Source organism: Streptomyces sp. NBC_00038 (genome assembly GCF_026343635.1).
Taxonomy (GTDB): domain Bacteria; phylum Actinomycetota; class Actinomycetes; order Streptomycetales; family Streptomycetaceae; genus Streptomyces.
In genome coordinates this window covers 6,530,194-6,555,777 of sequence record NZ_JAPELQ010000001.1, presented here as the reverse complement: position 1 = coordinate 6,555,777, position 25,584 = coordinate 6,530,194, and the positions used below count along the sequence as shown (strand labels likewise).

General features: G+C 70.9%; 23 protein-coding genes and 1 riboswitch. Of the genes, 10 read left to right on the top strand and 13 right to left on the bottom strand.

Annotation, left to right across the window (positions count from 1 at the left end):
• Positions 1–7: 7 nt before the first annotated feature.
• Positions 8–94: riboswitch (ZMP/ZTP riboswitch) on the bottom strand.
• Between the two features lie 113 nt (positions 95–207).
• Entirely contained in the window at positions 208–1,425 is a 1,218-nt protein-coding gene (gene rocD / locus OG219_RS29810; protein WP_266831592.1) for an ornithine--oxo-acid transaminase, read from the top strand.
• Positions 1,426–1,547: 122 nt separating this feature from the next.
• Here the strand turns inward: rocD and OG219_RS29805 are convergent, their stop codons facing one another.
• Both OG219_RS29805 and OG219_RS29800 read right to left on the bottom strand, forming a co-directional pair.
• A complete protein-coding gene (locus OG219_RS29805) occupies positions 1,548–2,744 on the bottom strand; it encodes a glutathionylspermidine synthase family protein (protein WP_266831590.1) in 1,197 nt (398 codons plus the stop codon).
• 30 nt (positions 2,745–2,774) lie between these two features.
• Positions 2,775–3,140: a hypothetical protein gene (locus OG219_RS29800; RefSeq protein WP_266831588.1), complete on the bottom strand. Its 366-nt coding sequence runs from the start codon at positions 3,138–3,140 to the stop codon at positions 2,775–2,777.
• A gap of 135 nt (positions 3,141–3,275) precedes the next feature.
• On the opposite strand from OG219_RS29800, the gene OG219_RS29795 reads away from it, so the two are divergent.
• On the top strand, positions 3,276–4,175 hold the full coding sequence (locus tag OG219_RS29795; protein ID WP_266836274.1) for a hypothetical protein: 900 nt from the start codon (positions 3,276–3,278) through the stop codon (positions 4,173–4,175).
• A gap of 135 nt (positions 4,176–4,310) precedes the next feature.
• Here OG219_RS29795 and OG219_RS29790 read toward each other — a convergent pair whose 3' ends face one another.
• Positions 4,311–5,708, bottom strand: coding sequence for a PLP-dependent aminotransferase family protein (locus tag OG219_RS29790; RefSeq protein WP_266831586.1), 1,398 nt, complete (start codon positions 5,706–5,708; stop codon positions 4,311–4,313).
• A gap of 72 nt (positions 5,709–5,780) precedes the next feature.
• Between OG219_RS29790 and OG219_RS29785 the strand changes: the two genes are divergently transcribed.
• Positions 5,781–6,278, top strand: coding sequence for a carboxymuconolactone decarboxylase family protein (locus tag OG219_RS29785; RefSeq protein ID WP_266831584.1), 498 nt, complete (start codon positions 5,781–5,783; stop codon positions 6,276–6,278).
• A gap of 32 nt (positions 6,279–6,310) precedes the next feature.
• Entirely contained in the window at positions 6,311–7,024 is a 714-nt protein-coding gene (locus tag OG219_RS29780; RefSeq protein ID WP_266831582.1) for an isocitrate lyase/phosphoenolpyruvate mutase family protein, read from the top strand.
• Positions 7,025–7,151: 127 nt separating this feature from the next.
• Here the strand turns inward: OG219_RS29780 and OG219_RS29775 are convergent, their stop codons facing one another.
• The 5 genes from OG219_RS29775 to OG219_RS29755 are packed head-to-tail and all read right to left on the bottom strand — an operon-like array spanning position 7,152 to position 14,418.
• Complete coding sequence (locus OG219_RS29775) at positions 7,152–8,123, bottom strand: ABC transporter substrate-binding protein (protein WP_266831580.1); 972 nt, start codon at positions 8,121–8,123, stop codon at positions 7,152–7,154.
• A gap of 1 nt (position 8,124) precedes the next feature.
• Complete coding sequence (locus OG219_RS29770; protein ID WP_266831578.1) at positions 8,125–10,080, bottom strand: proline/glycine betaine ABC transporter permease; 1,956 nt, start codon at positions 10,078–10,080, stop codon at positions 8,125–8,127.
• Position 10,081: 1 nt separating this feature from the next.
• Positions 10,082–11,311 carry a glycine betaine/L-proline ABC transporter ATP-binding protein gene (locus OG219_RS29765; RefSeq protein WP_266831576.1) on the bottom strand — a complete coding sequence of 410 codons (1,230 nt, stop codon included), beginning with the start codon at positions 11,309–11,311 and terminating at the stop codon, positions 10,082–10,084.
• Positions 11,308–12,840 (bottom strand): GMC family oxidoreductase, encoded by a 1,533-nt coding sequence (locus OG219_RS29760; protein ID WP_266831574.1) that lies wholly within the window; start codon positions 12,838–12,840, stop codon positions 11,308–11,310. Before OG219_RS29760 ends, OG219_RS29765 begins: the two co-directional genes overlap by 4 nt.
• Positions 12,841–12,897: 57 nt before the next feature.
• Positions 12,898–14,418, bottom strand: a complete 1,521-nt coding sequence (locus OG219_RS29755) for an aldehyde dehydrogenase family protein (RefSeq protein ID WP_266831572.1) — start codon at positions 14,416–14,418, stop codon at positions 12,898–12,900.
• Between the two features lie 228 nt (positions 14,419–14,646).
• Here OG219_RS29755 and OG219_RS29750 point away from each other — a divergent pair, with 228 nt between their 5' ends.
• Positions 14,647–15,558 carry a helix-turn-helix domain-containing GNAT family N-acetyltransferase gene (locus OG219_RS29750; RefSeq protein ID WP_266831570.1) on the top strand — a complete coding sequence of 304 codons (912 nt, stop codon included), beginning with the start codon at positions 14,647–14,649 and terminating at the stop codon, positions 15,556–15,558.
• 46 nt (positions 15,559–15,604) lie between these two features.
• On the opposite strand, the gene OG219_RS29745 is transcribed toward OG219_RS29750, so the two are convergent.
• From OG219_RS29745 to OG219_RS29730, 4 genes are all read right to left on the bottom strand, one after another.
• Positions 15,605–16,594, bottom strand: coding sequence for a malate dehydrogenase (locus OG219_RS29745; RefSeq protein ID WP_266455649.1), 990 nt, complete (start codon positions 16,592–16,594; stop codon positions 15,605–15,607).
• A gap of 463 nt (positions 16,595–17,057) precedes the next feature.
• Positions 17,058–18,335, bottom strand: a complete 1,278-nt coding sequence (locus tag OG219_RS29740) for an XRE family transcriptional regulator (RefSeq protein WP_266831568.1) — start codon at positions 18,333–18,335, stop codon at positions 17,058–17,060.
• 700 nt (positions 18,336–19,035) lie between these two features.
• The gene (locus OG219_RS29735; RefSeq protein WP_266831566.1) at positions 19,036–19,698 is read right to left on the bottom strand and encodes a DUF3017 domain-containing protein; all 663 of its coding nucleotides are present in this window, start codon (positions 19,696–19,698) and stop codon (positions 19,036–19,038) included.
• The gene (locus tag OG219_RS29730) at positions 19,688–20,542 is read right to left on the bottom strand and encodes a bifunctional methylenetetrahydrofolate dehydrogenase/methenyltetrahydrofolate cyclohydrolase (protein WP_266831564.1); all 855 of its coding nucleotides are present in this window, start codon (positions 20,540–20,542) and stop codon (positions 19,688–19,690) included. The genes OG219_RS29735 and OG219_RS29730 overlap by 11 nt, the downstream gene beginning before the upstream one ends.
• Before the next feature lie 254 nt (positions 20,543–20,796).
• Between OG219_RS29730 and OG219_RS29725 the strand changes: the two genes are divergently transcribed.
• The 5 genes from OG219_RS29725 to OG219_RS29705 all read left to right on the top strand — a co-directional run bounded on the left by OG219_RS29725 (position 20,797) and on the right by OG219_RS29705 (position 25,123).
• Entirely contained in the window at positions 20,797–21,381 is a 585-nt protein-coding gene (locus tag OG219_RS29725; protein ID WP_266831562.1) for an RDD family protein, read from the top strand.
• 169 nt (positions 21,382–21,550) lie between these two features.
• Entirely contained in the window at positions 21,551–21,952 is a 402-nt protein-coding gene (locus OG219_RS29720; RefSeq protein ID WP_266831560.1) for a DUF3592 domain-containing protein, read from the top strand.
• A 125-nt stretch (positions 21,953–22,077) separates the two neighbouring features.
• Positions 22,078–22,815, top strand: a complete 738-nt coding sequence (locus OG219_RS29715) for an FHA domain-containing protein (RefSeq protein WP_266831558.1) — start codon at positions 22,078–22,080, stop codon at positions 22,813–22,815.
• Positions 22,812–24,191 carry a protein kinase gene (locus OG219_RS29710; protein WP_266831556.1) on the top strand — a complete coding sequence of 460 codons (1,380 nt, stop codon included), beginning with the start codon at positions 22,812–22,814 and terminating at the stop codon, positions 24,189–24,191. Before OG219_RS29715 ends, OG219_RS29710 begins: the two co-directional genes overlap by 4 nt.
• Before the next feature lie 302 nt (positions 24,192–24,493).
• Positions 24,494–25,123, top strand: a complete 630-nt coding sequence (locus OG219_RS29705) for a M23 family metallopeptidase (protein ID WP_266831554.1) — start codon at positions 24,494–24,496, stop codon at positions 25,121–25,123.
• Between the two features lie 66 nt (positions 25,124–25,189).
• Here OG219_RS29705 and OG219_RS29700 read toward each other — a convergent pair whose 3' ends face one another.
• A complete protein-coding gene (locus OG219_RS29700) occupies positions 25,190–25,555 on the bottom strand; it encodes a hypothetical protein (RefSeq protein ID WP_266831552.1) in 366 nt (121 codons plus the stop codon).
• Positions 25,556–25,584 lie beyond the last annotated feature (29 nt).

Here is a 25,584-nt window from a genome sequence, read left to right as displayed (position 1 = left end):
CGATTCACGGTTCGGCCCAGGCGCACGGCACTCATGGTCCGAGCCGCTCCCCGATGGTCGGTCCCATCCCAGCGCGCCAGTCACGGCTCGCCGGTCAGCCTACCGGGCGCGCCGGATCACAGGGGGCCCTGGTCCACCATGCGAGCGACGATAGGAACGGGCCACCAGCCGGCCCCCATCCCCTGTGCAGTAGGAAACGGAGACCCCGTGAGCACTACGGAGACCACGCGGGCGTACATCGCCGCGGCCGACGCGCACAGTGCGCACAACTACCACCCCCTGCCGGTCGTCGTGGCGACGGCGGACGGGGCGTGGATGACGGATGTCGAGGGGCGCCGCTTCCTCGACATGCTCGCCGGATACTCGGCGCTGAATTTCGGACATGGCAACCGGCGGCTGCTCGACGCGGCGAAAGCGCAGCTGGAGCGGGTGACGCTGACGTCGCGGGCGTTCCATCACGACCGGTTCGCCGAGTTCTGCGCACAGCTGGCGGAGCTGTGCGGGATGGAGATGGTGCTGCCGATGAACACGGGGGCGGAGGCGGTGGAGACGGCCGTGAAGACGGCCCGGAAGTGGGGGTACCGGGTCAAGGGGGTCCCGGACGGGGCGGCGAGAATCGTCGTGGCGAGCGACAACTTCCATGGCCGTACGACGACGATCATCAGCTTCTCCACGGACGCGGAGGCGCGGGCGGACTTCGGCCCGTACACGCCGGGCTTCGACATCGTTCCGTACGGGGATCTGGCGGCACTGCGGGAGGCGGTCACCGAGGAGACGGTCGCCGTGCTGCTGGAGCCGATCCAGGGGGAGGCGGGTGTTCTGGTGCCGCCGGAGGGCTACCTCCAGGGGGTGCGGGAGGTGACGCGTGAGCGGAACGTCCTGTTCATCGCTGACGAGATCCAGTCGGGGCTGGGTCGGACGGGCCGGACCTTCGCCTGTGAGCACGAGGGGGTCGTGCCCGATGTGTATGTGCTGGGCAAGGCGCTCGGAGGCGGGGTCGTCCCGGTGTCGGCGGTCGTGTCCTCGGCCGAGGTGCTCGGGGTGTTCCGGCCCGGTGAGCACGGGTCGACCTTCGGGGGGAATCCGCTGGCCTGCGCGGTGGCGCTCGAGGTGATCGCGATGCTGCGGTCGGGTGAGTACCAGCGGCGGGCCGCCGAGCTGGGCGATCATCTGCACCGCGAGCTGGGGCTGTTGACGGGCACGGGCCAGGTGACGCAGGTGCGCGGGCGCGGGCTGTGGGCGGGCGTCGACATCGCCCCGGCGTACGGCACGGGCCGGGAGATCTCCGAGAAACTGATGGACCGGGGTGTCCTGGTCAAGGACACCCACGGGGTCACCATTCGGATCGCCCCGCCCCTGGTCATCAGCAAGGAGGACCTGGACTGGGGGCTCTCCCAGCTCCGCGCGGTACTGGGGGCGGCCTAGGGCCTGTCCGGCGGATCATGCCGGAGACGCGGGGTCTGGTGCGCCCATCTGGGTTGCATGGCGCCGCTACTTTCCTCCGGCCTGATCCGCCGGACAGACCCTAGGGCCTGTCCGAAGACGAGTCAGAGGATCACGTGGGGCAGGAAGCGGGCGTATTCGTCCGTGATCAGGCCGGCGGACTCGCGGATGCCGAGGCCTGCCGACTCGTCCTCGACGACCCAGGCGCCCAGGACGACGCGGTTGCCGTCGAAGGAAGGGAGAGGGGCCAACTCCTGGTAGCAGCAGAGCTCTTCACGGGCGATGGATGAGGCGACGGGCGAGGTGCCGGGCTGGTGGACCGTGACTCCCGCGCCCTCGCGGCCGAGGAGGGGCTTGGCGACGTATCCCGTCGTCGTCGCCAGTTCGCGGGGGCCGTCGAGGTAGGAGGGGAGGAGGTTGGGGTGTCCCGGGTAGAGCTCCCAGAGGATGGCGAGGAGGGCCTTGTTGGAGAGGAGCATCTTCCAGGCGGGCTCGATCCACAGGGTCGTACCCGTGCCGCCGCCGTTGTCGAGGGTGTCCAGGACGTGGTCGGCGAAGCGGTCGGTGGTGAGCCATTCCCAGGGGTAGAGCTTGAAGCAGCTGCGGATGAAGCGGAGTTGGTTGTCGACGAAGCGGCCGGAGAGGGGGTCCCAGCCGATCTCCTCCACCGAGATCCAGTCCGTGTCGAGTCCGGCCTGCTCAGCGGTCTCCTTGAGATAGGCGACCGTCATGAGGTCCTCGCCGAGCTCGTCGGCGGCGGAGTGGGCGAAGTGGAGGGGGCTGCCCGGCGGGAGGAGGGCGGCGTGCTTCTTCCAGGCGGCGACGAGGCGTTCGTGGAGGGAGTTCCACTGGTCGGCGCCCGGGAACCGGTCCTCCATCCAGAACCACTGGGGGCTGGCCGCCTCGACGAGCGACGTCGGCGTGTCGGCGTTGTACTCCAGGAGCTTGGCGGGGCCCGTGCCGTCGTAGCGGAGGTCGAAGCGGCCGTATACGGAGGGGAGTTCGGCTCGGCGGTGCCAGGCTTCGGCGACCGCTTCCGCGACGCGCGGGTCGGTGATGCCGAGGTCGGCGAAGCGGTCCCGCTCGACGATGTGCGCGGCTGCGGCCAGGCACATGCGGTGCAGCTCCTCGACGACCTCCTCCAGCGCCTCCACCTCGGGGAGCGAGAAGACGTAGTACGCGCTCTCGTCCCAGTAGGGGCGCAGGGAGTCGTCGGGGTAGCGGGTGAGCGGGTAGATCAGGCCCTGTTCCTCGACGGTCTGCTGCCAGCCGTCGCGGGGCTCGATGGTTCGGCGTTCCATGGCGTACGTCCTCGATCGGATCCGTGTCGCTCAGCCGCCGGAGCTGCCCTTGCCGGTTCCGCTGCCGCTGTCACTTCCGAAGCCGCCGCGGTCGACGCCGCTGCCGCCGCTGCTCGAACTGCTGCCGGAGCCCGAGCTCGACTTGGCGAAGGAGCCGCCCTTGACCCAGCCGCTCTTCTTCTTGCCGCCGTAGTAGTAACTGCCGTTGACGGAGGTGGTGGTCTTGCAGTTCTTGTCGGCGACGACCTCGTAACCCTTGGTGGCGGTGTAACTGTCGCGGTCGACGCAGCGCTTGTCGGGATCGTCCGAGGAGCAGGCGGTCAGTGCCACCGCGAGGAGTCCCATGCCGCCGAGCACGACCGTGCCCGAGCGCAGTTGCCGTCGTGAATCCGCCATGTCCGTACCCCCGTTGTTGTCCTGCTCAGACGCTGTTCGGCCACCAGATTAAAGATCGACTTCGGCGCCCGTCCAATGACCCCCTTGGGTAATCCCTCCCTCGCGGGCACTTACAGTCGCTTCGTGCTCTTTGGAATGATCTGCGCCCTTGGTGCGGCGGTCTGCTTCGGTACGGCGACGGTGTTGCAGGCGATGGCCGCGCGGGAGGCGGCATCCGCCGGCGACGGGACGAGTACGAGTGGAAATGACAGTGGAAGTGGCAGTGGAAGTGGCACAAGCGGCGGGGCCGGGGCGGATGCCGCGCTGTTTCTGCGGGCGGTGCGGCAGTGGCGGTATCTCGTGGGGCTCGGGCTCGACGGGGTCGGGTTTCTGCTCCAGATCGTGGCGCTGCGGTCCCTGCCCATCTACGCGGTGGGGGCCGCGCTCGCCGCCAGCCTGGCGGTGACGGCGGTGGTCGCCGCGCGGCTGCTGCACGTGCGGCTGAGCCGGGTCGAGTGGGGTGCGGTGGGGGTGGTGTGTGCGGGGCTCGCCATGCTGGGGCTGGCGTCGGGGGCCGAGGGGGACCGGGCGGGGTCCATCGCGCTGAAGTACGCGATGTTGGGGACCGCGGTGGGGGTGCTGCTGCTGGGGGCGGTGGGTGGGCGCTTGCCCGAGCGGGGGCGGGGGCTTGTCCTGGGGCTCGGGGCCGGGTTCGGGTTCGGGGTGGTCGAGGTGGCGGTGCGGCTTGTCGACGACCTTGCGGTCGGGTCGCTGCTTCGCAATCCGGCGACGTATGCGCTGCTCCTCGGTGGGGGTGCGGCGTTTCTTCTTCTCACGTCCGCCTTGCAGCGGGGGTCGGTGACCGTGGCCACCGCCGGGATGGTCATTGGGGAGACCATCGGGCCCGCGGTGGTGGGGGTGGTGTGGCTGGGGGACCGTACGCGGGAGGGCTTGGGGTGGCTGGCGGTGCTCGGGTTTGTGGTGGCGGTGGTCGGGGCGTTGGCGCTGGCTCGGTTCGGGGAGGCGCCGGTCGAGGTTTCGGCGGGGGTTCCGTGAGCCGGGGGGTTGTGGGTGAGGTCGAGGGGTTTCGCCCCCTCCGCCCCTACCCGTCCCGTACCTGGGGGCTGCCGCCCCCAGACCCCCGCTGTCGGCCTGAACGGCCTCGTCCTCAAACGCCGGACGGCTGAAAACCTACGGCAACGCCCCGCACAACGCGTCCAGCGCCCCCGACCACGCATGGTCCGGCGGCGTGCCGTAACCCACCACCAGGGCGTCGAGTGGTTCGGTGACCGCGTCCGGGTGGCGGAAGCGGGACAGGCCGTGGACGGCCAGGCCCTGCCACGCCGCCGCGCGCAGGACCGACTGCTCGGTGCCGGGCGGGAGTTGGAGGACGGCGTGCAGGCCGGCCGCGATGCCGGTGGCCCGGACCGCGGGGGCGCGGGTGGCGAGAGCGGAGACGAGTGCGTCGCGGCGGCGGCGGTAGCGGAGGCGGGCGGCGCGGACGTGGCGGTCGTAGGCGCCGGAGGTGATGAACTCCGCGAGGGTCAGCTGGTCCAGGACGCCGGAGGACCAACCGCCGCCGTCCTTCAGCGCCGTGACCTCGCCCGCGAGCGACGGCGGCAGGACCAGCCAGCCCAGGCGCAGGCCGGGCGCGAGGGACTTGCTTGCGGTGCCCAGGTAGACCACGTGGTCGGGGTCGAGGCCTTGCAGGGCGCCGACCGGCTGGCGGTCGTAGCGGAACTCGCCGTCGTAGTCGTCCTCCAGGATCAGGCCCCCGGTGCGGCGGGCCCAGTCCACGACGGCGGCCCGGCGGTCGGGGTGGAGCGGGACTCCCATGGGGAACTGGTGCGCGGGGGTCAGCAGCATGGCCCGTACGCCGGTCAAGTCGTCCGTGCGGGTGCCGAGTTCGTCGAGGGGCAGGGGGACGGTGCGCAGGCCCGCGCGGTGCAGCAGGTTCCAGTGCACGTCGAGGCCGTACGACTCCACGGCGAGCGAACGCAGGCCGCGCTGCCGCAGCACCGCGCCGAGCAGCGTCAGGGCGTCCGAGAAGCCGGAGCAGACGACGATGCGGTCCGCGGCGGCCCGTACGCCTCGGGCGCGGGAGAGGTAGCCCGCGAGGGCGGTGCGCAGTTCGGCGCGGCCGCGTGCGTCGCCGTAGCCGAGGGCGTCGTGCGGCGCGCTGGTCAGGGCTCGGCGGGCGGCCTTGAGCCACTCGGCGCGCGGGAAGGAGGCGAGGTCGGGGCTGCCGGGGATCAGGTCGTACGCGGGGCGCCCCGGCTCGCGGGTACGGGGCGCCGCGGCCGACGCGGGCGCCGGTTGCGGCAGCGTCCGTTCCGCGACGCGGGTGCCCGAGCCCTGGCGTGCGGTGAGCCAGCCCTCGGCGACGAGACCGGCGTACGCGTCGGCGACCGTGTTGCGGGCGATGCCCAGGTCGGCGGCGAGGGAACGGGAGGAGGGGAGGCGGGTTCCGGGCGCGAGCCTGCCGCTGCGGACCGCTTCGCGCAGGGCGTCCGTCAGACCTCTGCGGACGCCGGGTCCGGTCGGCTCGACATGCAGGTCGACCCCCAAAGTGGCCCATTCTTTTGCCATGGGAATGGACCATACCCCTGGGCTACTCTGCTCGTAGGGTCCATATCCATGACGACATCCCTTACGACATCCATGACGACGAAACCCACGGCGTACGCCCCCGAGCCCAGCGCCCGTCTCCCCTGGGCCAAGCTCGCCCCCGATGTCTACAAGGCCATGGTCAGGCTCGACGCGGCGGCCCGGCAGGGCCTGGACCCCGTCCTCCTGGAGCTCGTGAAGATCCGTGCCTCGCAGCTCAACCACTGCGCGTTCTGCCTCGACATGCACACCAAGGACGCGCTCGCGGCGGGTGAGAGCGTCGAGCGGATCGTGCAGCTCAGCGCGTGGGAGGAGTCGCCGCACTTCTACACCGAGAAGGAGCTCGCGGCGATCGGGCTGACCGAGGCGGTGACTGTCCTGACGGACGGGTTCGTACCGGACGCGGTGTACGAGCGTGCCGCCGAGCTCTTCGCGGAGGGGGAACTGGCTCAGCTGATCGCCGCGATCACGGTGATCAACGCGTGGAACCGGTTCGGGGTGGCGTGCCGGCTGGTGCCGGGGCACTACGAGGCGGGGCAGTTCAAGTCGTGAGCGCGGTACCGGTCGTGAGCGGGGTGCAAGGCGTGAGCAAGGTCGAGGTCTTCCGCGCGCTGCATCACAGTCGTGTGCCCGGCGATCCCCTGGTCCTCCCCGGGCCCTGGGACGCGGTCAGCGCACGGGTGTTCGCGGACGCCGGGTTCCCTGCGCTCGCCACGCCCAGTGCCGGGGTCGCCGCGTCGCTCGGGTACGAGGACGGGGACACGCCGGTGGGCGAGATGTTCGCGGCGGTCGCGCGGATCGTACGGGCCGTCGACGTGCCCGTGTCCGCGGATGTCGAGGACGGGTACGGGCTCGCGGCCGCGGAGCTGGTGGAGCGGCTCCTTGAGGCCGGGGCCGTCGGTTGCAACCTTGAGGACTCCGCCGGGGGTGTTCTCAAGGAGGCCTCTCGGCATGCCGACTGGCTTGCGGAGGTGCGGGACGTGGCGGGTGGGGAGCTGTTCGTCAACGCTCGGGTCGACACGTTTGTACGGGGGGTCGCGGATCCGGGGCGGGCCATTGAGCGGGCCGCGCTGTACGTGGGGGCCGGGGCCGACTGTGTGTATCCGATCGGGGCTCCGGTGGAGGTGGTTCCGCTGTTGCGGGCGGGGATTCTGGGGCCGGTGAATGTGCTGGGGCGGGTTGACGGGGCCTCGTTGAGGGAGTTGGGCGAGCTCGGGGCTACTCGGGTTACGTTCGGGGCGGGGTTGCTGCGGTGCTCTGTCGATGCGTTGCGGGGGGTTGTGGCGGGGTTGAGGTAGTGACGCCGGGCGCCTTCCTGCGGGGCGCCCGGCGTTGGGGTTGGCGTCGGGGTGGGTGCGCTGCTCGGCGTTTGCGAGGTGCCGCTGTGCCCACCCGTGCCGCCCCTAGCGGCACGCATGCCCACAGCTATGAAGGAAGCCATGCCTTCCACTCGGGCTCGTGAGTCTCCACCCACTTCTTCGCCGCCTCCTGTGCCGACAACCCGTCGTTGGCGATCATTAGGGATACCTCGTTCTGGTCCTCCGTCGTCCAGTTGAAGTTCTTGAGGAAGGCTGCTGCCTTGCCGCCGGAGTGGGCGAAGTCGGTGTTGAGGTACTTCTGGAGGGGGGTGTGGGGGTAGGCGCAGGCGACCTTTGTCGTGTCGGCGTCGCAGCCGTCCTTGTACGCCGGGAGTTTCACCTCGGTCATGGGGACCTTCTTGAAGAGCCACTGCGGGGCGTACCAGTACGTGAGGAAGGGCTTGTGCTCCTTCGCGAACTGTTGGATCTGCGTGATCTGGGCGGCTTCGGAACCGGCGAACACGACCTGGTAGTCGAGGTTCAGGTTGTCGACGAGTGCCTTGTCGTTCGTGACGTACGACGGGGAGCCGTCGAGGAGTTGGCCCTTGCCGCCGCTCTCCGCCGTGCGGAGCTGGTCGGCGTACTTGTTGAGGTTCTTCCAGTCGGTGACGTCCGGGTGCTGCTCGGCGAAGTACGTGGGGACGTACCAGCCGATGTGCCCGGTGACCCCGAGCTCGCCGCCGGGGGTGATCGTGTTCTTGTCCTCGACGTACCGCTTCTCCTGGTCGGGGTGGCCCCAGTCCTCCAGGATCGCGTCGACCCGGCCCTGGCTGAGCGCGTCCCACGCGGGGACCTCGTCGACCTGGACGGTGTCGACGCGGTAGCCCAGCTCGTGTTCGAGCAGGTACTGGGCGACGGCCACGTTGGCCTGCGCGCCGACCCACGACTGCACGGAGAGGGTCACGGTCTTCGCGCCCTGCGCGTTGGCGAAGGGCGAGGCCTGCTTGGTCATGTCGGCGGCGCCGCAGCCCGTCGTCAGGACCAGTACGGCCAGGCCGGCTGTCATCCGCGTACGAGACTTCAATCGCGTACGAGACATGTCACGCTCCCTTCTTCGCACGGCGTTCCGTCGGCTGCGTGACCCGGTCGAGCATCAGGCCCAGGCAGACGATCGCGGCGCCGGCGACCAGGCCGGTCGCCAAGTCGCCCTGTGCGAGGCCGAACACGACGTCGTAGCCGAGCGCGCCGCCGCCGACCAGGCCGCCGATGATGACGACGGCGAGGACTAGTACGACGCCCTGGTTGACGGCGAGGAGCAGTGCCGGGCGGGCCAACGGCAGTTGGACCTGGCGCAGTTGCTGCCCGCTGGTGGCGCCGAGCGAGCGGGCCGACTCCAGTGCGGCGGGGTCGACGGCGCGCAGGCCCTGCGTGGTGATGCGGACGACGGCGGGCAGCGCGTACACGACGGCGGCCGCCACCGCGGGCGCGCGGCCCACGCCGAACAGCGCCACCACCGGGATCAGGTACACGAACTGCGGCATCGTCTGGAAGACGTCGAGCACCGGCCTCAGCAGGCGTTCGACGCGCTCGCTGCGTGCCGCCGCGATGCCGGTCGCGAGGCCGAGGACGAGGGTCACGGCGACCGCCGCCAGCACCTGCGACAGCGTGTCGAGCGACGGCTTCCAGACTCCGAGCACACCGATCGCGGCCATCGCGAGGACCGCGGTGAGTGCCGTGCGCCAGGTGCCGATCAGCCAGGCGAGCGCGGCGACGATCAGGAGGACGGACCACCAGGGCAGCCACTGCAGGCCGTCCCGGAGGGGGTTGAGGATCCAGGTCGTGAAGTGGGCCGCCCAGTCGGCCGTTCCGCCGATGTACGGGACGCCCGAGTAGAGGTGGTCGGTCATCCAGTCGACGGCTCGGTTCACGGGCTCGGCGATGGGCACGGTCCAGGCGTCGGGCCAGTCCAGGCGGCCGGTGAGCCGTCCCGCCGCCGCGACTGCGAGGGCCGCGACTGCGGAGTAACCCCAGTGCAGGAGGCTCCCGTCGGATTCCCCGAGCCGCTCCCCCGCCGCTCCCGTCACCCGGTCCAGTACCACCGCGAGCAGCACGATCGGGACGCCTGCCGCGAGTGCGGCGCCCACGTCGACGGAGGCGAGGGCCTGGTAGACGCGGTCGCCGAGGCCGCCCGCGCCGATCACGGAGGCGATGACGGCCATGGACAGCGCCATCATGATCGTCTGGTTGAGGCCGAGGAGGAGTTCCTTGCGGGCGAGTGGGAGTCGGGCGGTGAGAAGGCGCTGGCGGGCCGTGGCGCCGAGTGAGGCGACCGCTTCCATGACACCTGCGTCGGCGTCGCGCAGGCCGAGCGCGGTGAGGCGGGCCATGGGCGGGGCCGCGTACACGACGGTCGCGAGGACGGCCGCCGGGACACCGATGCCGAAGATCAGGACGACCGGGAGGAGGTACGCGAACGCCGGGAGCACCTGCATCGTGTCGAGAACCGGCCGCAGCGCGCGGTACGTACGGTCGGACAGCCCCGCCGCGAGGCCCAGCAGCGCGCCGAGCGCGACGGACGCGAGCACGGCGACCACCATGAGCGCCAGCGTCTGCATGGTGGGCACCCACATGCCGAGCAGGCCGCAGGCGCAGAACGCGGCGGCCGTGCCGAGCGCCAGCCGCAGACCCGCGACGCGCCAGGCCACGAGTGCCGCCACCGCGGTCACCCCGGCCCAGCCCGCGCCGAGCAGCACCAGGTAGACGGCGCGTACGGCGAGGGTGACGACGTTGCTGACGTACCCGAAGAAGTACAGGAACAGCGGGTGACTGTCCCGGTTGTCGATGATCCAGTCGCTGGCCCTGCCGAGGGGTTCGGTGAGGTCGACGGTGAGGGCGTCGGGCCAGGTTCCGCTCTCCCAGCGGGAGTTGAGGACGGGGACGATGACGGCTGCCGCCAGGGCGAACAGCAGGAGTTTGCCCGCGGCTCGGTGGCGGAGGAGGCCTCTGGCCCGGTCGGCCGGTCCCGTATGGCCGACGGGTGCGGTGACGGCGGCCATATCAGGCCACCTCCTCACCGCGGACGGCGCGGAAGCCGTCGGCGTCGGAGCCTTCGGCGGCGTCGAAACCGTCGGAGCCCTCATCGGCGCCGATGCCGACGGAGCCCTCGTCGGCACCGAACCCGCGGCGCCCGTCGGCACCGCCATCGCCGCCGCTATCGCCGTTGCCGCCGTTCGCGGACACCCCGGACACCCCGGCCACCACCCCGAGCAGCGAAGGCGAGTCCACGACTCCGAGGCACCGCCCCCGCTCCATCACCCGCGCCGGAGCGCCCGCCCTAGCCACCGCCTCGATCGCCTCCGAGACGGTCGCGCCCGGCGCCACGGCCGGACCCTGGCCACCCGCCTCCTCGGCGGACGCCGCCCGCATGGCCGAGCGCACCGTCATCACCTGCTCGCGCGGAACGTCCCGTACGAACTCCCGCACGTAGTCGTCGGCGGGCGAGCCGACGATCTCCTCCGGGGTGCCGAGCTGGACGATCCGGCCGTCGCGCATCAGGGCGATGCGGTCGCCCAGGCGCAGGGCCTCGTTCAGGTCGTGGGTGATGAAGACCATCGTGCGGCCCTCCTCGCGGTGGAGCCGGATGACCTCCTCCTGCATGTCGCGCCGGATCAGCGGGTCGAGCGCGCTGAACGGCTCGTCGAACAGCAGGACTTCGGGGTCGGCGGCGAGCGCCCGAGCGAGCCCGACGCGCTGCTGCTGACCGCCGGAGAGCTGTCCGGGCCGCCGCTGCTCCATGCCTTCGAGGCCGACCTTGGCGACGATCTCCTGCGCCCGCTGCCGCCTCGCCGCCTTGGACATCCCCTGGATCTCCAGGCCGTAGGCGACGTTGTCGAGGACCGAGCGGTGCGGCAGCAGGCCGAAGTGCTGGAAGACCATCGCGGCGCGATGGCGGCGCAGTTCGCGCAGCCGGGCCCCGTCCATGGCGAGGACGTCCTCGCCGTCGATGGCGAGCGCGCCGGACGTCGGCTCGATGAGCCGGGTCAGACAGCGCACGAGTGTGGACTTGCCCGAGCCGGACAGGCCCATGACGACGAAGACCTCGCTCTTGTGCACGTCGAAGCTGACGTCGTGGACGGCGGCCGTGCAGCCGGTGCGGGACCGGAGTTCGGCGGGTGTGAGCGCGGCGAGTTCGGGGTCCGCGGGGACGCGGTCGGCCTTCGGACCGAAGACCTTCCACAGGTTGCGTACCGAGAAGACGGGCGTCACCGACTGGGGTGTCGTACTCATCGCACCTCACCCCCGATCAGCTCGGCGCACTTCTCCCCGACCATGAGCACCCCGATCATCGGGTTCACGGCGGGCATCGTCGGGAAGACGGACGCGTCGGCGATCCTGATGCCGTCGAGGCCGCGGATGCGCAACTCGGGGTCGACGACCGCGAGTTCGTCCGAGTCGGCGCCCATCCGGCAGGTGCCCGCCGGGTGGTACACGGTGTGCGCCACCTGTCGTGCGTACGCGCTGAGCTCCTCGTCGTCCGTGACCTCGGGGCCCGGGCACACCTCGCGCTTGAGCCAGCCGGCGAGCGGTTCGGACCTGGCGACCTCGCGGGCGATCTTGATGCCGTCGACGAGTGTGCGGCCGTCGTGGTCGTCCTCGTCCGTGAAGTACCGGAAGTCGAGGGCGGGCTTGACCGCCGGGTCGGCGCTCTCCAGATACAGCCGGCCGCGGCTGCGTGGCTTGGGGATGTTGGGGGTCATGGAGACGCCGTGCTCCGGGCGCCGGTAGCCCAGCCGCTCCGGGTTGTCCGTGAACGGGATCTGGTAGAAGTGGAACATCAGGTCGGGGCCCGCGTGTTCGGGGTCCCGGCGCACGAACAGGCCCGCGTCGGAGTCCATCGCGGAGTTCTCGGGGATGGGCCCGTTCGTCTCCCAGACGATCACGGACTCGGGGTGGTCGAGCAGGTTCTCGCCGACGCCGGGCAGGTCGTGCGCGACGGGAATGCCGAGCCGCTCCAGGTCCTGCGCGGGCCCGATCCCGGAGTGCAGCAGCAGCCGCGGCGAGTCCACGGCCCCCGCACAGAGCAGGACTTCGTTCCGAGCCCGTACGAGGATCTCCTCGCCGTCCTGCGTGCGAACGTGCACGCCCGTCGCGCGTGTGCCCTCCAGCTCCAGCTTGTACGCCCAAGTCTCAAGGAACAGCGTCAGGTTGGGCCGCTTATCCATCACCGGGTGCAGATACGCCACCGACGCGCTCGACCGCTTGTTGTTCTCGGGGTGGTACGCGAGGTCGAAGAATCCGACGCCCTCGGTGAACGGCTTCTTGTTGAAACCTTCGACGCGCGGCACCCCGAGCGCGGCCTGTGCGGCGTCGACGAAGTCGCGGGCGATGGCGTTCCGGTCCTTCTCGTCGACCGGGACGATGTTGTTGAGGAGCCGCGCGAAGTACGCCTCCATCGGCACCGCGCCCCAGCCCTTGGCGCCCGCCGCCTCCCACTCGTCCCAGTCGGACGGCAGCGGCTTGAACGCGATCAGCGTGTTGTGCGAGGAGCAGCCGCCGAGCACCCGGGCGCGGCTGTGCCGGATGAAGGAGTTGCCGCGCGGCTGCGGGGTCGTCGGGTAGTCGTAGTCCAACTCCCCGCCGAGCAGGCCCATCCACCGGCGCAGGGTGAGGACGTCGTCGCGGCCGACATCGCTGGGGCCGCCCTCGATGACGGCGACGGTGACGTCGGGGTTCTCGGTGAGGCGGGACGCGATGACGGAGCCCGCGGTGCCGCCGCCGATGACGACGTAGTCGTACTCGTGCATGTTCTCGGGCATGGGGACGTACTCCAAGGTGCTGTGTTCGGTGGGGAGTTGAGGAGGTCGATTCGCGGGTCAGCCCGCGAACCACCGCACGGGCTTCGGCGCGAGGTTCTGGTACACGTGCTTGGTCTCGCGGTACTCGGCGAGACCGGCGGGCCCCAACTCCCGCCCGACACCGCTCTTTCCGAAGCCGCCCCACTCCGCCTGCGGGAGATAGGGGTGGAAGTCGTTGATCCAGACGGTGCCGTGCCGCAGCCGTCCGGCGACGCGGCGGGCGCGGCCGGCGTCGGCGGTCCAGACGGCGCCCGCGAGCCCGTACTCGGTGTCGTTGGCGAGCGCGACGGCCTCGTCCTCCGTGCGGAAGGTCTCCACGGTCAGGACGGGCCCGAAGACCTCCTCGCGCACGACCCGCATCTCGCGGTGGCACTGGTCGAGGACGGTCGGCTCGTAGAAGTACCCGGTGGCGGGCCTGGCCCCGGACGGCTCGGGGCGCCTGCCCCCTGCGCGCAGCACCGCGCCCTCCGCGAGCGCCGAGGCGACGTACGCCTCCGTCTTCTCCCGCTGCTGCTCGGAGACGAGCGGGCCGCACTCGACACCGTCCTCGGTGCCGCGCCCGAGCCGGATGGCGCCTGCCCTGCGGGCGAGTTCGGCGACGAAGCGCTCGCGCACCGACTCCTCGACGATGAGGCGGGAGCCCGCCGAGCACACCTGACCGCTGTGGATGAAGGCGGCGTTGAGGGCCTGGTCGACGGCGGTGTCGAACCCTTCCTCCGTCGCACAGACGTCGGCGAAGACGACGTTGGGGTTCTTGCCGCCGAGTTCCAGCGCGACCTTCTTCACCGTCACGGCGGCGGCCTGCGCGACCTTCGTGCCGCTGACCAGCCCGCCGGTGAAGGAGACGAGGTCGACGCCGGGATGCTCGGCGAGCCGGGCGCCGACGGTGTGTCCGGGCCCGGTGACGATGTTGGCGACACCGGCGGGCAGCCCGGCCTCGACGAGCAGCCGGATCAGGGCGATCGTGGTCAGCGGGGTGATCTCGCTCGGCTTGACGACGAAGGTGTTGCCTGCCGCGAGGGCGGGGGCGATCTTCCAACTGGCCTGGAGCAGCGGGTAGTTCCAGGGTGTGATCAGCGCGCAGACCCCGACGGGCTCGTGCACGACGACGCTGTGGATGTCGTCGGAGCCCGCGTCGACGACGCGCCCGCCGCCCTCTCCCACCACGAGATCGGCGAAGTACCGGAAGGCGTCGGCGACACAGTCGATGTCGACGCGCCCCTCTTCGAGGGTCTTGCCCGCGTCACGGCTCTCAAGCAGCCCGAGTTCTTCGCGGTCGCGTACGAGGAGATCGGCGACGCGGCGCAGCAGGGCGGCGCGCTCGGTGGTGGGCGCCTGGCGCCACGGGCCCTCGTCGAAGGCGCGGCGGGCCGCCGAGACGACCGCGTCCGTGTCCCGCTCGTCACCCTCCGCGACCACGGCGAACGGCTTGGCATCCGCGGGGTCGACGATCTCGCGGGTGGCGCGCGAGATCGCGTCGAGCCACTCCCCGCCCACGTGAATGGTCCGCGGTGCCTGTTGTGCCTGCTGTCCTGCCATGTTCGCTGTTGCCTTCCGTTCCTGTTTCCGTGCCCCTGCGTGCCCATGCGTCACACGCGTGTCACTCCCGGGGACCGTGAGCACCTGCCCTCCGACCCCGGGTGCATGCACAATCCGTGATCGAAAGTGCGCCGCGTCACTGCAAAATCGTCGGAAAAGGGTGTGAACCGACCCGTAGACGTGCGCGTTTCCTTTGACTAAAGTCAAAGGAATATGGAGACAGTGTCAATGGACGACGTGCGTGCACTGCGGCGTTTCAATCGCTACTTCACCCGGCGCATCGGAGCGCTCGACGATCACTACCTCGGGCAGGACCGGCCGCTCGGCGAGGCGAGGCTCCTGTTCGAGATCGGGGACGGCGCCTCACTCAGGGAGCTGCGGAGCCGACTCGCGCTGGACGCCGGGTACTTGAGCCGGATGGTGCGGGCCCTGGAGACGCAGGGGCTCCTGCGGGTGACCGTGCACGCCGACGACAGCCGGCTGCGGTTCGCGGAGCTCACACCGGCCGGGCGGGCCGAGGTGAAGGAGCAGAACCGGCGGGCCGACAAGCTCGCCGAAGGGCTGCTCGGCGGCCTCGACGAGCGGCAGCGCGGCGAACTCACCGCCGCCGTCGCCGTCGCCGAACGGCTGCTGCGGCTGGCCGGGATCACCGTCGAGACGGTGGACGGCGCCTCGCGCGACGCCCGCGACTGCCTCGCCGCGTACGCCGCCGACATCGACGCACGGTTCCCGGAAGGCTTCGATCCCGGGGCCCTCGTACGGCCTCACGAGGTGTCCGGGGACCGGGGCGCCTTCGTCGTCGCGTACGAGGAAGGGCGACCCGTGGGGTGCGGGGCGCTGCGCGGGCTCGAACCCGGGGTGGGCGAGATCCGGCATGTCTGGGTCCGTCCCACCGCCCGTCGGCTCGGGCTCGCCCGGCGGATCCTCGACAGCCTGGAGCGGCATGCCGTCGCACGCGGCCACGAGCTCGTACGGCTCGACACGCATGCCGTACTCACGGAGGCACAGACGATGTACCGGGCGTGCGGCTACACGGAGATCCCGCGCTACGACGACAACGTGTACGCGGCCCACTGGTTCGAGAAGCGGCTCCTGGAGCCGACGGGACCGGAGCCGGCCGCCGGGGGCGGAACGCACTGATCCCCGGGCGGCCGAAGCCGCCCGGGGATCAGAGGAAGCGGGGAACTCAGATCAGGCCGAGGGCGCGGACCGCTTCGCGCTCCTCCGCCAGTTCCTGCACCGACGCGTCGATGCGGGCGCGGGAGAACTCGTTGATGTCCAGGCCCTGGACGATCTCGTACGAGCCGTCCTTCGTGGTGACGGGGAAGGAGGAGATGAGGCCCTCCGGGACGCCGTACGAGCCGTCCGACGGGATGCCCATGGAGGTCCAGTCGCCGTCCGCGGTGCCGTTGACCCAGGTGTGGACGTGGTCGATGGCGGCGTTGGCGGCGGAGGCGGCCGACGAGGAGCCGCGGGCCTCGATGATGGCGGCGCCGCGCTTGGCGACCGTCGGGATGAAGTCCTCGGCGAGCCACTTCTCGTCGCTCACGACCTCGGCGGCGTTCTTGCCGGCGACCGTGGCGTGGAAGATGTCGGGGTACTGGGTGGCCGAGTGGTTGCCCCAGATGGTCAGGCGCTTGATGTCGGCGACCGTCGAACCCGTCTTCTTCGCGAGCTGAGTGAGCGCGCGGTTGTGGTCCAGGCGGGTCATCGCGGTGAAGCGCTCGGCCGGTACGTCGGGGGCGGAGGCCTGCGCGATGAGCGCGTTGGTGTTCGCCGGGTTGCCCACGACGAGGATCTTGACGTCGTCGGCGGCGTTGTCGTTGATGGCCTTGCCCTGCGGCTTGAAGATGCCGCCGTTGGCGGACAGCAGGTCGCCGCGCTCCATGCCCTTGGTGCGGGGGCGGGCGCCGACGAGCAGGCCGACGTTGGTGCCGGCGAAGGCGACGTTCGGGTCGTCCGTGATGTCGATGCTCTGGAGGAGCGGGAAGGCGCAGTCGTCGAGCTCCATGGCGGTGCCCTCGGCGGCCTTCAGCGCCGGTGTGATCTCCAGGAGGCGCAGCTTGACCGGCACGTCCGCGCCGAGCAGCTGGCCGGAGGCGATGCGGAAGAGCAGGGCGTAACCGATCTGGCCGGCCGCGCCGGTGACGGTGACGTTCACGGGAGTGCGGGTCATGGCGTTCTCCGTATGACAGCTGGCGGTGGGGCGTCCCTGCCCCGGGGTGCAGGAGCTCCCCTGCGTCCGCCGCATCGATCGGTCAGGGGTACCGATCGGTTTGATCGATCAGGGGTACCGATGATCGATCTCTTGGCGTCAAGAGAGATCCGCCGTCAGGCTATCGCGCATCCGGGAGCCCCGGCGTCCGGGTCCGTGTGGCCCAGCCCACAGAGTGGTGTGGGGAGGCGGCCGCCGGGCTCGGGAGAGTGGGCTCGGCGGCCGCCGATGGGGTACCGGATGTTCCGGATCCCGTGGGGGTAACGTGCGTCTGCCCCGGATACGGGTGGGCATTCCGGGGTGGGGGGAGGTTTTTTTCGCCCCCTCCGCCCCTACCCATTCCCGTACCTGGGGGCTGCGCCCCCAGACCCCCGCTATCGGCCTGAACGGCCTCGTCCTCAAACGCCGGACGGGCTGAAGATGCCTACTGCGTGCAGCCCGTCTCCCCCGACGCCAGCGTCGCGCACGCCGTCGCGTCTCCGGCGTCCTTCACGGCCACCATCGGGGTGTAGGCGTCGGTGTCCGCGTCGACCGAGCCGGTCTGCTTGGCCGCGGTGCCGGAGGACACCTCGACCGTGTCGCCCACGGCGGCCTGGGTGATGCGGGCCCAGGCTGCGGCGCAGGTCTCGCTGTAGCGGACCTCGACGAGGGTCGTGCCGACGGTGACGCTGGTGGCGGTGGTCGCCAGTTCGCCGCCGCAGCCCATGTTCTCCGGGTCCTTGCCCGTGCAGTCGGCGCCGGAGCAGTTCACTCCGGCCGGCAGCTCGGGATCGGGAGCGGCCACGGAAGTCGTGGGCGTCTCGGGCGTGCTCTCGTCCTTCGTGTCGTCGCCCCTGGTGAGGTACACGGCTGCGGCGACCACGACGAGCGCGCCGACGACCCCCGCGAGGAACATCGTGAGCCGCCGCTTGCGCCGCGCACCGTCGGGCGAACCCCCGCCCGCGGCGGAAGGCCGGGCATCCCGGGGCGGACCCCCGGCCGCACCGGCAGGCCCGCCGGGACGGGCGGCTCCCACAGGACTGGACGGACCGGTCGGACCGGACGGACCCGTCGGCCCGAACTGCCCGGCGCCGCCGGAGGACGGCGTGGCGACGACCCCCCAACCGCCGCCCCGCCCGGCCCCACCGGACGAGCCACCCCCGCGGGAAGGGGCCTCGCGCGACCAGGTCCCCTGCGACGAAGCGCCCTGCGGCGATGCTCCGCGCGAGGAACCCCCGCCCGACGAGTCCTCCGCGTCAGCGGCGGACGGCTGCGGCGGCACCGTCGGCGCCACCCCCGCGGGCCCGGCGATCCCCGGTGTCGCGGTCGCGCTGCCGCCCTTGCGGGCCTGCTTGCCGTTGCTCCCCTTCGCCGGGGGCGCCCCGAACTCACCGAGCGCGGCGCGCGCCTGGGAGATCCGGATCGCTTCCATGGTCATGTCGTGACGCATCTCCGAACGGCTCCAGGCACGCTCGGCGAGCTCCCACATGGTCGTCAGATGCATGGGATTGGTGCCGGTCACCTCGGCCAGGGCGACGATCGCACCCTTGGGCGCGAGGAGCCGGCCGTTGAGATAACGCTCCCAGGACGTCTTGCTGTAACCGGTGCGGTCGGCCACGGCGGCGATGCTCAGGCCGCTCCGGTCGACGAGCCGGCGCAGCTGGCTGGCGAACTCTCTGACCTGCGGATCGAGTTCGTCCGGCAAGGCCCTCCAACGAGGCATTGCTTCTCCCCCTACTTCTTTCACCCCGTACGCGACTGGTCTTCCCCCGTACGTGACTTCTGTTCCCCCGTACGTGACTCACTTTTCCCCCGCGCGCGGCGCCCCTTCGCCGAGTCCCCGTTCTGGCTACCCACAGGGATGCGTTCGGTAAGGATCTCAGTTCCCGGGATGGGGGCGCACGGGAGCATTCGGGCGGAGGCATGCACCGTTGCACGCCCATCGGCTGCGGTCCAGTGTCCCATCGGCATTGTTGTACGACCGGTCGAACTCCTGGCTCGCGCACGGGACGTCCCGGACCGTCCCGATTGGCCACGTTAACTCGACTGTTGGGCTGGATCGGAGTAAATCCTTGAACTTGTCAAGACATCGACACATCCGGAACACGGGAGTGACCTCACGTGCCACGGGAGCGGCCAGCTCACCCGAGGGTCACGAACTGCCCTTCCATCGACTGGAGTTGATGAAGTTCCGCTTCGACGGAGGCCCGCCGGGCGCGGTCTCCGTTGCATGGCGCGGACACCGTAGCGGAACGGTCACTTCCGTGCCACAGCGAACTGACAGACGTTGAACAGCCTGTTCCTGTGCACAAAAGTTGTCTCCGGGCGGAACACTCGCCCGACCGCGGCCCGTCCTTGCTCGGGGGAGGGGACGGGCCGCGTCACGTCGGCCGCGGGTGGCGTGGGGGAACCCGGGGGTCCCCTCAGCGGACGGTGAAGTGCAGGGTGTCGTCCAGGAACGGGATCTCCAGCCACGGTTCGGGCTGCGCCATCAACGCGAGGAGCACGATGGCCATGCCGAGCACGCCGTACGTGACCAGGTCCGTGAAGCGGGAGCGGACCGCCAGCATGCCCACGTCGGGCAGCGTCCAGCGCAGCACACCACCCACAAGCAGCGCGACGCCGATCAGGATCGTGCCGTAGCGGAACACGTCGAAGGCCGTCAGCAGCAGGCCGAGCCCGACCAGCGCGAGCACCGCGAGGATCGGCCACTGGCGCGCGGGCGCCGGGGCGTCCCTGGGCGCCGCCCGGCCGCCGCCCTCGGGCCGCGCGGTGTCCCGCGTGAACAGCGGGAAGCGCCGAGTGGTGCGGTGCGGGTTCCCCTCGGCATCGGGTGCGCTCACCGGGTCGACGACGACCGGCTCGGCGGCGTCCCCCGGTTGTTCACCCTCGACGCCGTCCGACTGGCCATCGGCGCCCTGCGGGTCCCGTACGGCCGGCTCGGCGCCGTTGCCTGCCACATCCCGTACGACGGACTGCGCGCCGTTGCTCAGCGCGTTCCGCGCGCCGGACGCCTCTGCGACCGGCTCGTCGGACTTGCCGCCGGTCTTGCCGTCGGTCTTCGCGGAGTTGCCCTCAGCCGACACTGCGCTCCGCCGCTTCCACCACGTTGACGAGCAGCTGGGCGCGGGTCATCGGGCCGACACCGCCGGGGTTCGGGGAGATCCAGGCGGCGACCTCGGCGACGCCCGGGTGGACGTCGCCGACGATCTTGCCGTCGGAGCCGCGTGAGACGCCGACGTCGAGGACGGCCGCGCCCGGCTTCACGTCCTCGGGCCGGACGAGGTGCGCGGAGCCCGCGGCGGCGACGATGATGTCGGCGCGCCTGAGGTGGGAGGCGAGGTCACGGGTGCCGGTGTGGCACTGGGTGACCGTCGCGTTCTCGCTGCGCCGCGTGAGCAGGAGCGGCATCGGGCGCCCGATGGTCACGCCACGGCCGACGACCACGACTTCGGCGCCCTTGATCTCCACTCCGTACTGGCGGAGGAGGGTGAGGACACCGTTGGGCGTGCAGGGCAGCGGGGCCGGCTCGTTCAGGACGAGGCGGCCGAGGTTCATCGGGTGCAGCCCGTCCGCGTCCTTGTCCGGGTCCATCAGCTCCAGGATGCGGTTCTCGTCGATGCCCTTGGGGAGCGGCAACTGGACGATGTATCCCGTGCAGGCGGGGTCCTCGTTCAACTCCCGTACCACCGCCTCGATCTCCTCCTGCGTGGCGGTGGCGGGCAGTTCGCGCTGGATGGAGGCGATGCCCACCTGCGCGCAGTCGCGGTGCTTGCCGGCGACGTACTTCTGGCTGCCGGGGTCGTCCCCGACCAGGACGGTCCCCAGGCCGGGCGTCACGCCCTTCTCCTTCAGGACCGCCACGCGGGCGGTCAGGTCGGACTTGATCGCGGCTGCGGTGGCCTTGCCATCGAGAATCTGGGCGGTCATGACCCCATCCTCCCGGATGACCGGTACCTGGTTCCAATCGGGCGGACCTGTCGCGGCCGTACGGACCCGCCGGGAAGATCACGAAGATTGCAGCTGCACAACATATGTGCTCACCGGCTGGACAAGAACTGGCCTGTCACAGAACGATGTACGGTGCACAACGCGGTCCGTGTTGGGGGGCATACCGCTCATGTTCGTGACGTTCCTCCGCGCCATCCGCGCCGTCCCCGCCCTTTGCATGGAGGAAAATCACCATGAGTTTCGGCTCACCCAACCCGTATGAGCAGCCGCAGAACCCGCAGCAGGGGCAGCCCGGCTACGGCTACCCGCAGCAGGGCCAGCCCGGTTACGGCGCCCCGCAGACACCCCCCGGCGTCCCGCCGCAGCAGGGTTACGGCTACCCGCAGCAGCCCGGATACGGCTACCCGCAGCAGCCGGGTTACGGCGCCCAGCCGCCGTACGCGAACTGGGGCCAGCGTTTCCTCGGCACCCTGGTCGACATGCTCGTGTTCGCCGTCCCGTACGGCATCGTCATCGCCGGCAAGGACACTCCGGCGCTGGTGGCGATCGGCGCCCTCGCCCTCATCGGCCTCGCGATCTGGCAGCTGATCCAGGAGGGCCGCACCGGCCAGACCGTCGGCAAGAAGGCGCTCGGCATCCGCCTGGTGCGCGAGATCGACGGCCAGCCGATGGGCGTCGGCATGGCGTTCGTCCGCCGGCTCGCCCACTTCCTCGACAGCCTGGCGTGCTACCTGGGCTGGCTGTGGCCGGCGTGGGACGCCAAGAAGCAGACGTTCGCCGACAAGGTGTGCTCGTCGATCGTGATCCGCACGTCGTAGCGGACGCGTCGGCGCGAGCGACAGCGCTCCGGAACACTCCGGCACCGCTGGGCAGTTCGCGTCATTTGCTCCAAGGGCCGTGTCTCACCCTGCGCAAGGGGGGACACGGCCCTGGTGTTTCGGCCTAACCTGACGAGACACATCCGCACGCACAGAGCCGGGGGGCGCCGTGCGAGGCTGGGCCATCTTCTGTTCGGTGTTCGCCGTCGTCCAAGTGCTGATCTTCTCTCCCGAAGCACGCCGCCAGCGCCGCCTGCGCAGACACGGACGTGTCATCACAGCGGTCTGCCTCGAGCACTTCAACGCCCGGGGGGACGGTCCGATCCGGGTGCGCTGCGGATACCTGCCGGACCCGGACGGAGGCCAGGTCCGCGCCATCGTCCAGACGCACGAGCGCATCCCCCAGGTCGGCGAGGAGCTCAAGGTGCTCTACGATCCGCGGGATCCCCAGCACGCGGAGAACCTGGACATCACGCGCGGTCCCGCGTTCGGACGCGGCGACATCGTCTCCGGGGCGATGTGGGCCGGCTTCTTCCTCATCGGCGCGGGGTGCGCGGCCGCCGCCGACTGAGGGCACGAGGGCGCGGGGAGATTCCTCACCCTTCGTATTAGACGCGCCATTTTTGCGTGCCCTTGGGGCGCTTACTCCCCTCTCCCTACCCTGAGTCAGTTCCTATCGGGGGAGAGGAAATCGCCATGCACAGCATCATCGTCGTGCCCATGGACAGCACGTGCCCGGCCGACCAGATCCACCTCGCACCCAGCGAGTCCCTGCCGTTCGGCCGTGCGGCCCACTCGTACGGCCCGCACCTGACCATCCCGCACGAGGGCGTGTCCCGTGCCGCGGGAGAGATCACCGCCGCCGGTGCCTACTGGACGCTCAGCAATCTCAGCGGCGGGCAGACCTATGTGGTCGAGAACCCGGAGGGCGCGGGTGAGCATGTCAAGATCGCGCCGGGCCGGCTCGACGCTCCCATCCCGTTCGAGTTCTCACGCGTCGTCCTGCCCGCCGGGAACGAACTGCTGAGCTTCGACGTCTGGGCGCCGCGCCACGACTACCTGGACTGCGCCGGTACGGGGGACGGGGCGCCCACCGCGTCCGCCTTCCCCCTCGACCGCGGCAAGCGGTACTTCCAGGTCCTGGTCGCCCTGTGCGCCCCACGCCTGCGCGGCGAACCACACGCTCCGCTGGCCACCGCCGACCAGCTCGTCGACCTGCTGCGTCCCCAGTGGCCGTCCACGACCCGCACCTCGGTGCAGTGGAACATCGACTATCTCTCGGTGAAACTGCGTCTGAAACCGGCCCCGGACACGGTGCCGGGCGGTGGCCCGCGCCTCAACGGCAAGAAGGAACGCCTGGTCTCCCTGGCCCTGCGCTTCGACCTCGTCCGGGAGGACGACCTGGCGCTCCTCGACGGGAGTGCCACCCGATGAGCGTGAGGCCGACACACACCGTCCCGGTCCCGAAGGGCTACCGCGTCGGTGCCTGGGAGATCCGCGAACCCATCGCCTCGGGGGCCTTCGGCAGTGTGTACGCCGCCCGGTGCGCCGAGCCCTCCGAGGGCCTGCCGTCCGAGGCCGCCCTGAAGTTCCTGCCCACCGGCACCAGCACGCCACGCCAACTGCACCATCTGCGGGAACTCGCCGAGCGGGAGACCGAGTTGCTGCGCCGGCTCCAGCGCCCGCGGCTCATCCGCATGTACGAGACGCTGACCGTCGACGATCCTTCGGAGCCGCTGCTCGACGGCACCACCGTCCTCGTACTGGAACGCGCGGAGGGCTCTCTCGGCCAGTTGCTCGACCGGCTGCGGGACCGGCGCTCCGGACCGCCGGACCATGCCGTCGCCGTCCCGGGCGGTCCCTCGCTGCTCGCCCAGATCTGCGAAGGCCTGGCGCACCTCCATCACGCGGGCTGGGTGCACGGCGACCTCAAACCGGCCAACGTCCTGCTGATGGCGGACGGTTCGGTGAGGCTCGCGGACTTCAACCTCGCCTCCGAGCTGGAGGGCACCCACGCCTACTCCCCCGCGTTCTCCACCCCCGACTACACCCCGCCCGAACTCCTCTGGGCCGAGGTCGGCGAACACGGCCACCTCACTCGCCCCTCCGCCGACATCTGGGCCTTCGGCATCCTCGCCCACCTCGTCCTGACCGGGGGCCTGCCGATGCCGGGGGCGACCCCGGCGGCGCGGCGGGAGGCGGTCCAGCGCTACGCGCGGGGCGACGAGGAACTCCGCCTCTCACCCGAACTCCCGGACGCCTGGCGGGAGATCGTCACCGACTGTCTCGCCCCCACGCACGCCGCCCGCGCCCCACACACCGCGCAGAGCCTGCTCCGCCGGGTCGAGACCGCGGCCGGGGCCGCCCGTTCGCCACGGCTTCCGCGGCTCACGCCGAGGCGCGGACCGCATCCCGCCGTGCTCGGCGGACTCGCCGCGGTCGCGGTCGTGTCGCTGGTCACGGCAGGCCTCCTCGCGCTGCGCGAACCCGCCCCGCAGGGGTATGCGCGCTGCGACCGCGGTGACGTCTGCTTCTTCACCGAGCGGGACGGGCAGGGCGAGATGTGCCCCTGGTTCGACTACGAGGACAACTGGCTCGGCGGGAACATCACCTGCGACTGGGCGAAGGACAGGAACCCCAAGTCGGCCTTCAACAACGGCTACGACGGGGACCCGCACGACGACGTCCAGCTCTTCCGCACGGTCAACCGGAAGGACCCGATCGGCTGCATCCAGGCCAACGCCAAGGTCAACTTCCCGGACCGCGACGGCCTGTTCATCCGCTCCCACGAGTGGGTGGGGGCCTGCTAGGGCCTGTCCGGCGGATCAGGTCGGAGGAAATCGGCGGTGCCTCATGGACGCAGGTGAGCGGGGCGTGGTGCGTCGAGCTGCAAGGCGGAGGAGGGCGACGACGCGGAGCGTCGGCAACCGACGACAACGCCGCAGATCGGCGTGCCACGCCCCGCGTCTCCGGCATGATCCGCCGGACAGGCCCTAAGCGGTCTGCCTATGACTTCCGAGGTACCGGGGCGGCGCCCCTCGCCACATGCTCGACGCGTACACGACGAGGAAAGGGGCGGACGCGAAGTCCGTCACCGCAACGGGGAGAACAGATGAAGACACGCATGTCCGTACGCCGTCCATCGACCTTGGCGCTCATGGTGACCGCGCTGGCGCTGACCTTGGGCGCGGGGGGAGCGGGCCTCGGGACCGCGGCGGCGTCCGAGGGAGTCACCGCAGTGGCCTCCGAGGGAATCATCGCAGCGGCGGCCAAGCCCAAGTTCCAGATGCCGTTCCTCTGCAACACGAAGTGGCAGCTCAACACCTACGACTCGGGCCACAACCCGGCCCTGGACATCGTGGTGAAGGGCAACACGGGGTCGAGTGGCAAGTGGGTCCTGCCCGGCTACAAGGGCACCGTGGCCAAGACCTTCTGGGACCGCGGCGCCGGCAACGTCATCATCATCAAGCACGGCGGCGGCTGGTTCACGGCGTACTACCACCTCAAGGACAAGCACAACAAGTACGTCCACGCGGGGGAGAACGTCGGCCCCCGGACCAAGATCGGCCGCATCGGCGCCACCGGCAGCAACAGCGGTGACTGGGCGCACCTCCACTACGAGCAGCGCTACAAGGCGAGCGGCATCCCCACCGAGGCCAACCGCAAGCCGGTGCACTTCAACGGCACCAAGTACACGGGCACCGGCAGGACATGGACGAGCGTCACCAGCAAGAACTGCTGACGGCCGAAGGCAGGGGGGAACGGGTTCGAGGGGCGTACCGCACACGCGGTGCGCCCCTCGCGCGTTTCACAGCAGACACGCACCGCCGGCCGAAGGGGTCACCGACGTCACCCTGTTGGTCCCTGTCTGGGTCCGGCCGGCCGCCAGTGGATAGTTCAGGTCACCGCCCACGCAGTACGTGACGGCCGTGCTGTTCGTGACCTCCGCGACCGTCAGCGCGGGATCGTACTTGGCGCTGTCCCCCTCCTTCACCAGGACCGGGGCCCCGCTCCCGAACAGGGGCAGGAGACACACGTACCCCTTCGGACAGTCCACCGCCGCCGCGCCCTCCGCGGCGGAGGCCGTTCCGAGGACCGTCGTACCGAGCGCGACGGCCAGCGCCGCACCGACGACGGCGATACGACGGGTCCCGCTGAGTCTGCTGCTGCGCATGACTGAACCTCCGAGTGCCGGGGCCGAGT

Coding starts and splice junctions, on each gene's coding strand:
- OG219_RS29730 (WP_266831564.1), bottom strand. CDS start 20,542: ATGACCGCCCAGATTCTCGATGGCAAGGCCACCGCAGCCGCGATCAAG.
- OG219_RS29770 (WP_266831578.1), bottom strand. CDS start 10,080: ATGGCCGCCGTCACCGCACCCGTCGGCCATACGGGACCGGCCGACCGG.
- OG219_RS29765 (WP_266831576.1), bottom strand. CDS start 11,311: ATGAGTACGACACCCCAGTCGGTGACGCCCGTCTTCTCGGTACGCAAC.
- OG219_RS29795 (WP_266836274.1), top strand. CDS start 3,276: ATGATCTGCGCCCTTGGTGCGGCGGTCTGCTTCGGTACGGCGACGGTG.
- OG219_RS29760 (WP_266831574.1), bottom strand. CDS start 12,840: ATGCCCGAGAACATGCACGAGTACGACTACGTCGTCATCGGCGGCGGC.
- OG219_RS29790 (WP_266831586.1), bottom strand. CDS start 5,708: ATGGCAAAAGAATGGGCCACTTTGGGGGTCGACCTGCATGTCGAGCCG.
- OG219_RS29755 (WP_266831572.1), bottom strand. CDS start 14,418: ATGGCAGGACAGCAGGCACAACAGGCACCGCGGACCATTCACGTGGGC.
- OG219_RS29705 (WP_266831554.1), top strand. CDS start 24,494: ATGAAGACACGCATGTCCGTACGCCGTCCATCGACCTTGGCGCTCATG.
- OG219_RS29785 (WP_266831584.1), top strand. CDS start 5,781: ATGACGACGAAACCCACGGCGTACGCCCCCGAGCCCAGCGCCCGTCTC.
- OG219_RS29715 (WP_266831558.1), top strand. CDS start 22,078: ATGCACAGCATCATCGTCGTGCCCATGGACAGCACGTGCCCGGCCGAC.
- OG219_RS29750 (WP_266831570.1), top strand. CDS start 14,647: ATGGACGACGTGCGTGCACTGCGGCGTTTCAATCGCTACTTCACCCGG.
- OG219_RS29800 (WP_266831588.1), bottom strand. CDS start 3,140: ATGGCGGATTCACGACGGCAACTGCGCTCGGGCACGGTCGTGCTCGGC.
- OG219_RS29805 (WP_266831590.1), bottom strand. CDS start 2,744: ATGGAACGCCGAACCATCGAGCCCCGCGACGGCTGGCAGCAGACCGTC.
- OG219_RS29725 (WP_266831562.1), top strand. CDS start 20,797: ATGAGTTTCGGCTCACCCAACCCGTATGAGCAGCCGCAGAACCCGCAG.
- OG219_RS29775 (WP_266831580.1), bottom strand. CDS start 8,123: ATGTCTCGTACGCGATTGAAGTCTCGTACGCGGATGACAGCCGGCCTG.
- OG219_RS29700 (WP_266831552.1), bottom strand. CDS start 25,555: ATGCGCAGCAGCAGACTCAGCGGGACCCGTCGTATCGCCGTCGTCGGT.
- OG219_RS29710 (WP_266831556.1), top strand. CDS start 22,812: ATGAGCGTGAGGCCGACACACACCGTCCCGGTCCCGAAGGGCTACCGC.
- OG219_RS29745 (WP_266455649.1), bottom strand. CDS start 16,594: ATGACCCGCACTCCCGTGAACGTCACCGTCACCGGCGCGGCCGGCCAG.
- OG219_RS29740 (WP_266831568.1), bottom strand. CDS start 18,335: ATGCCTCGTTGGAGGGCCTTGCCGGACGAACTCGATCCGCAGGTCAGA.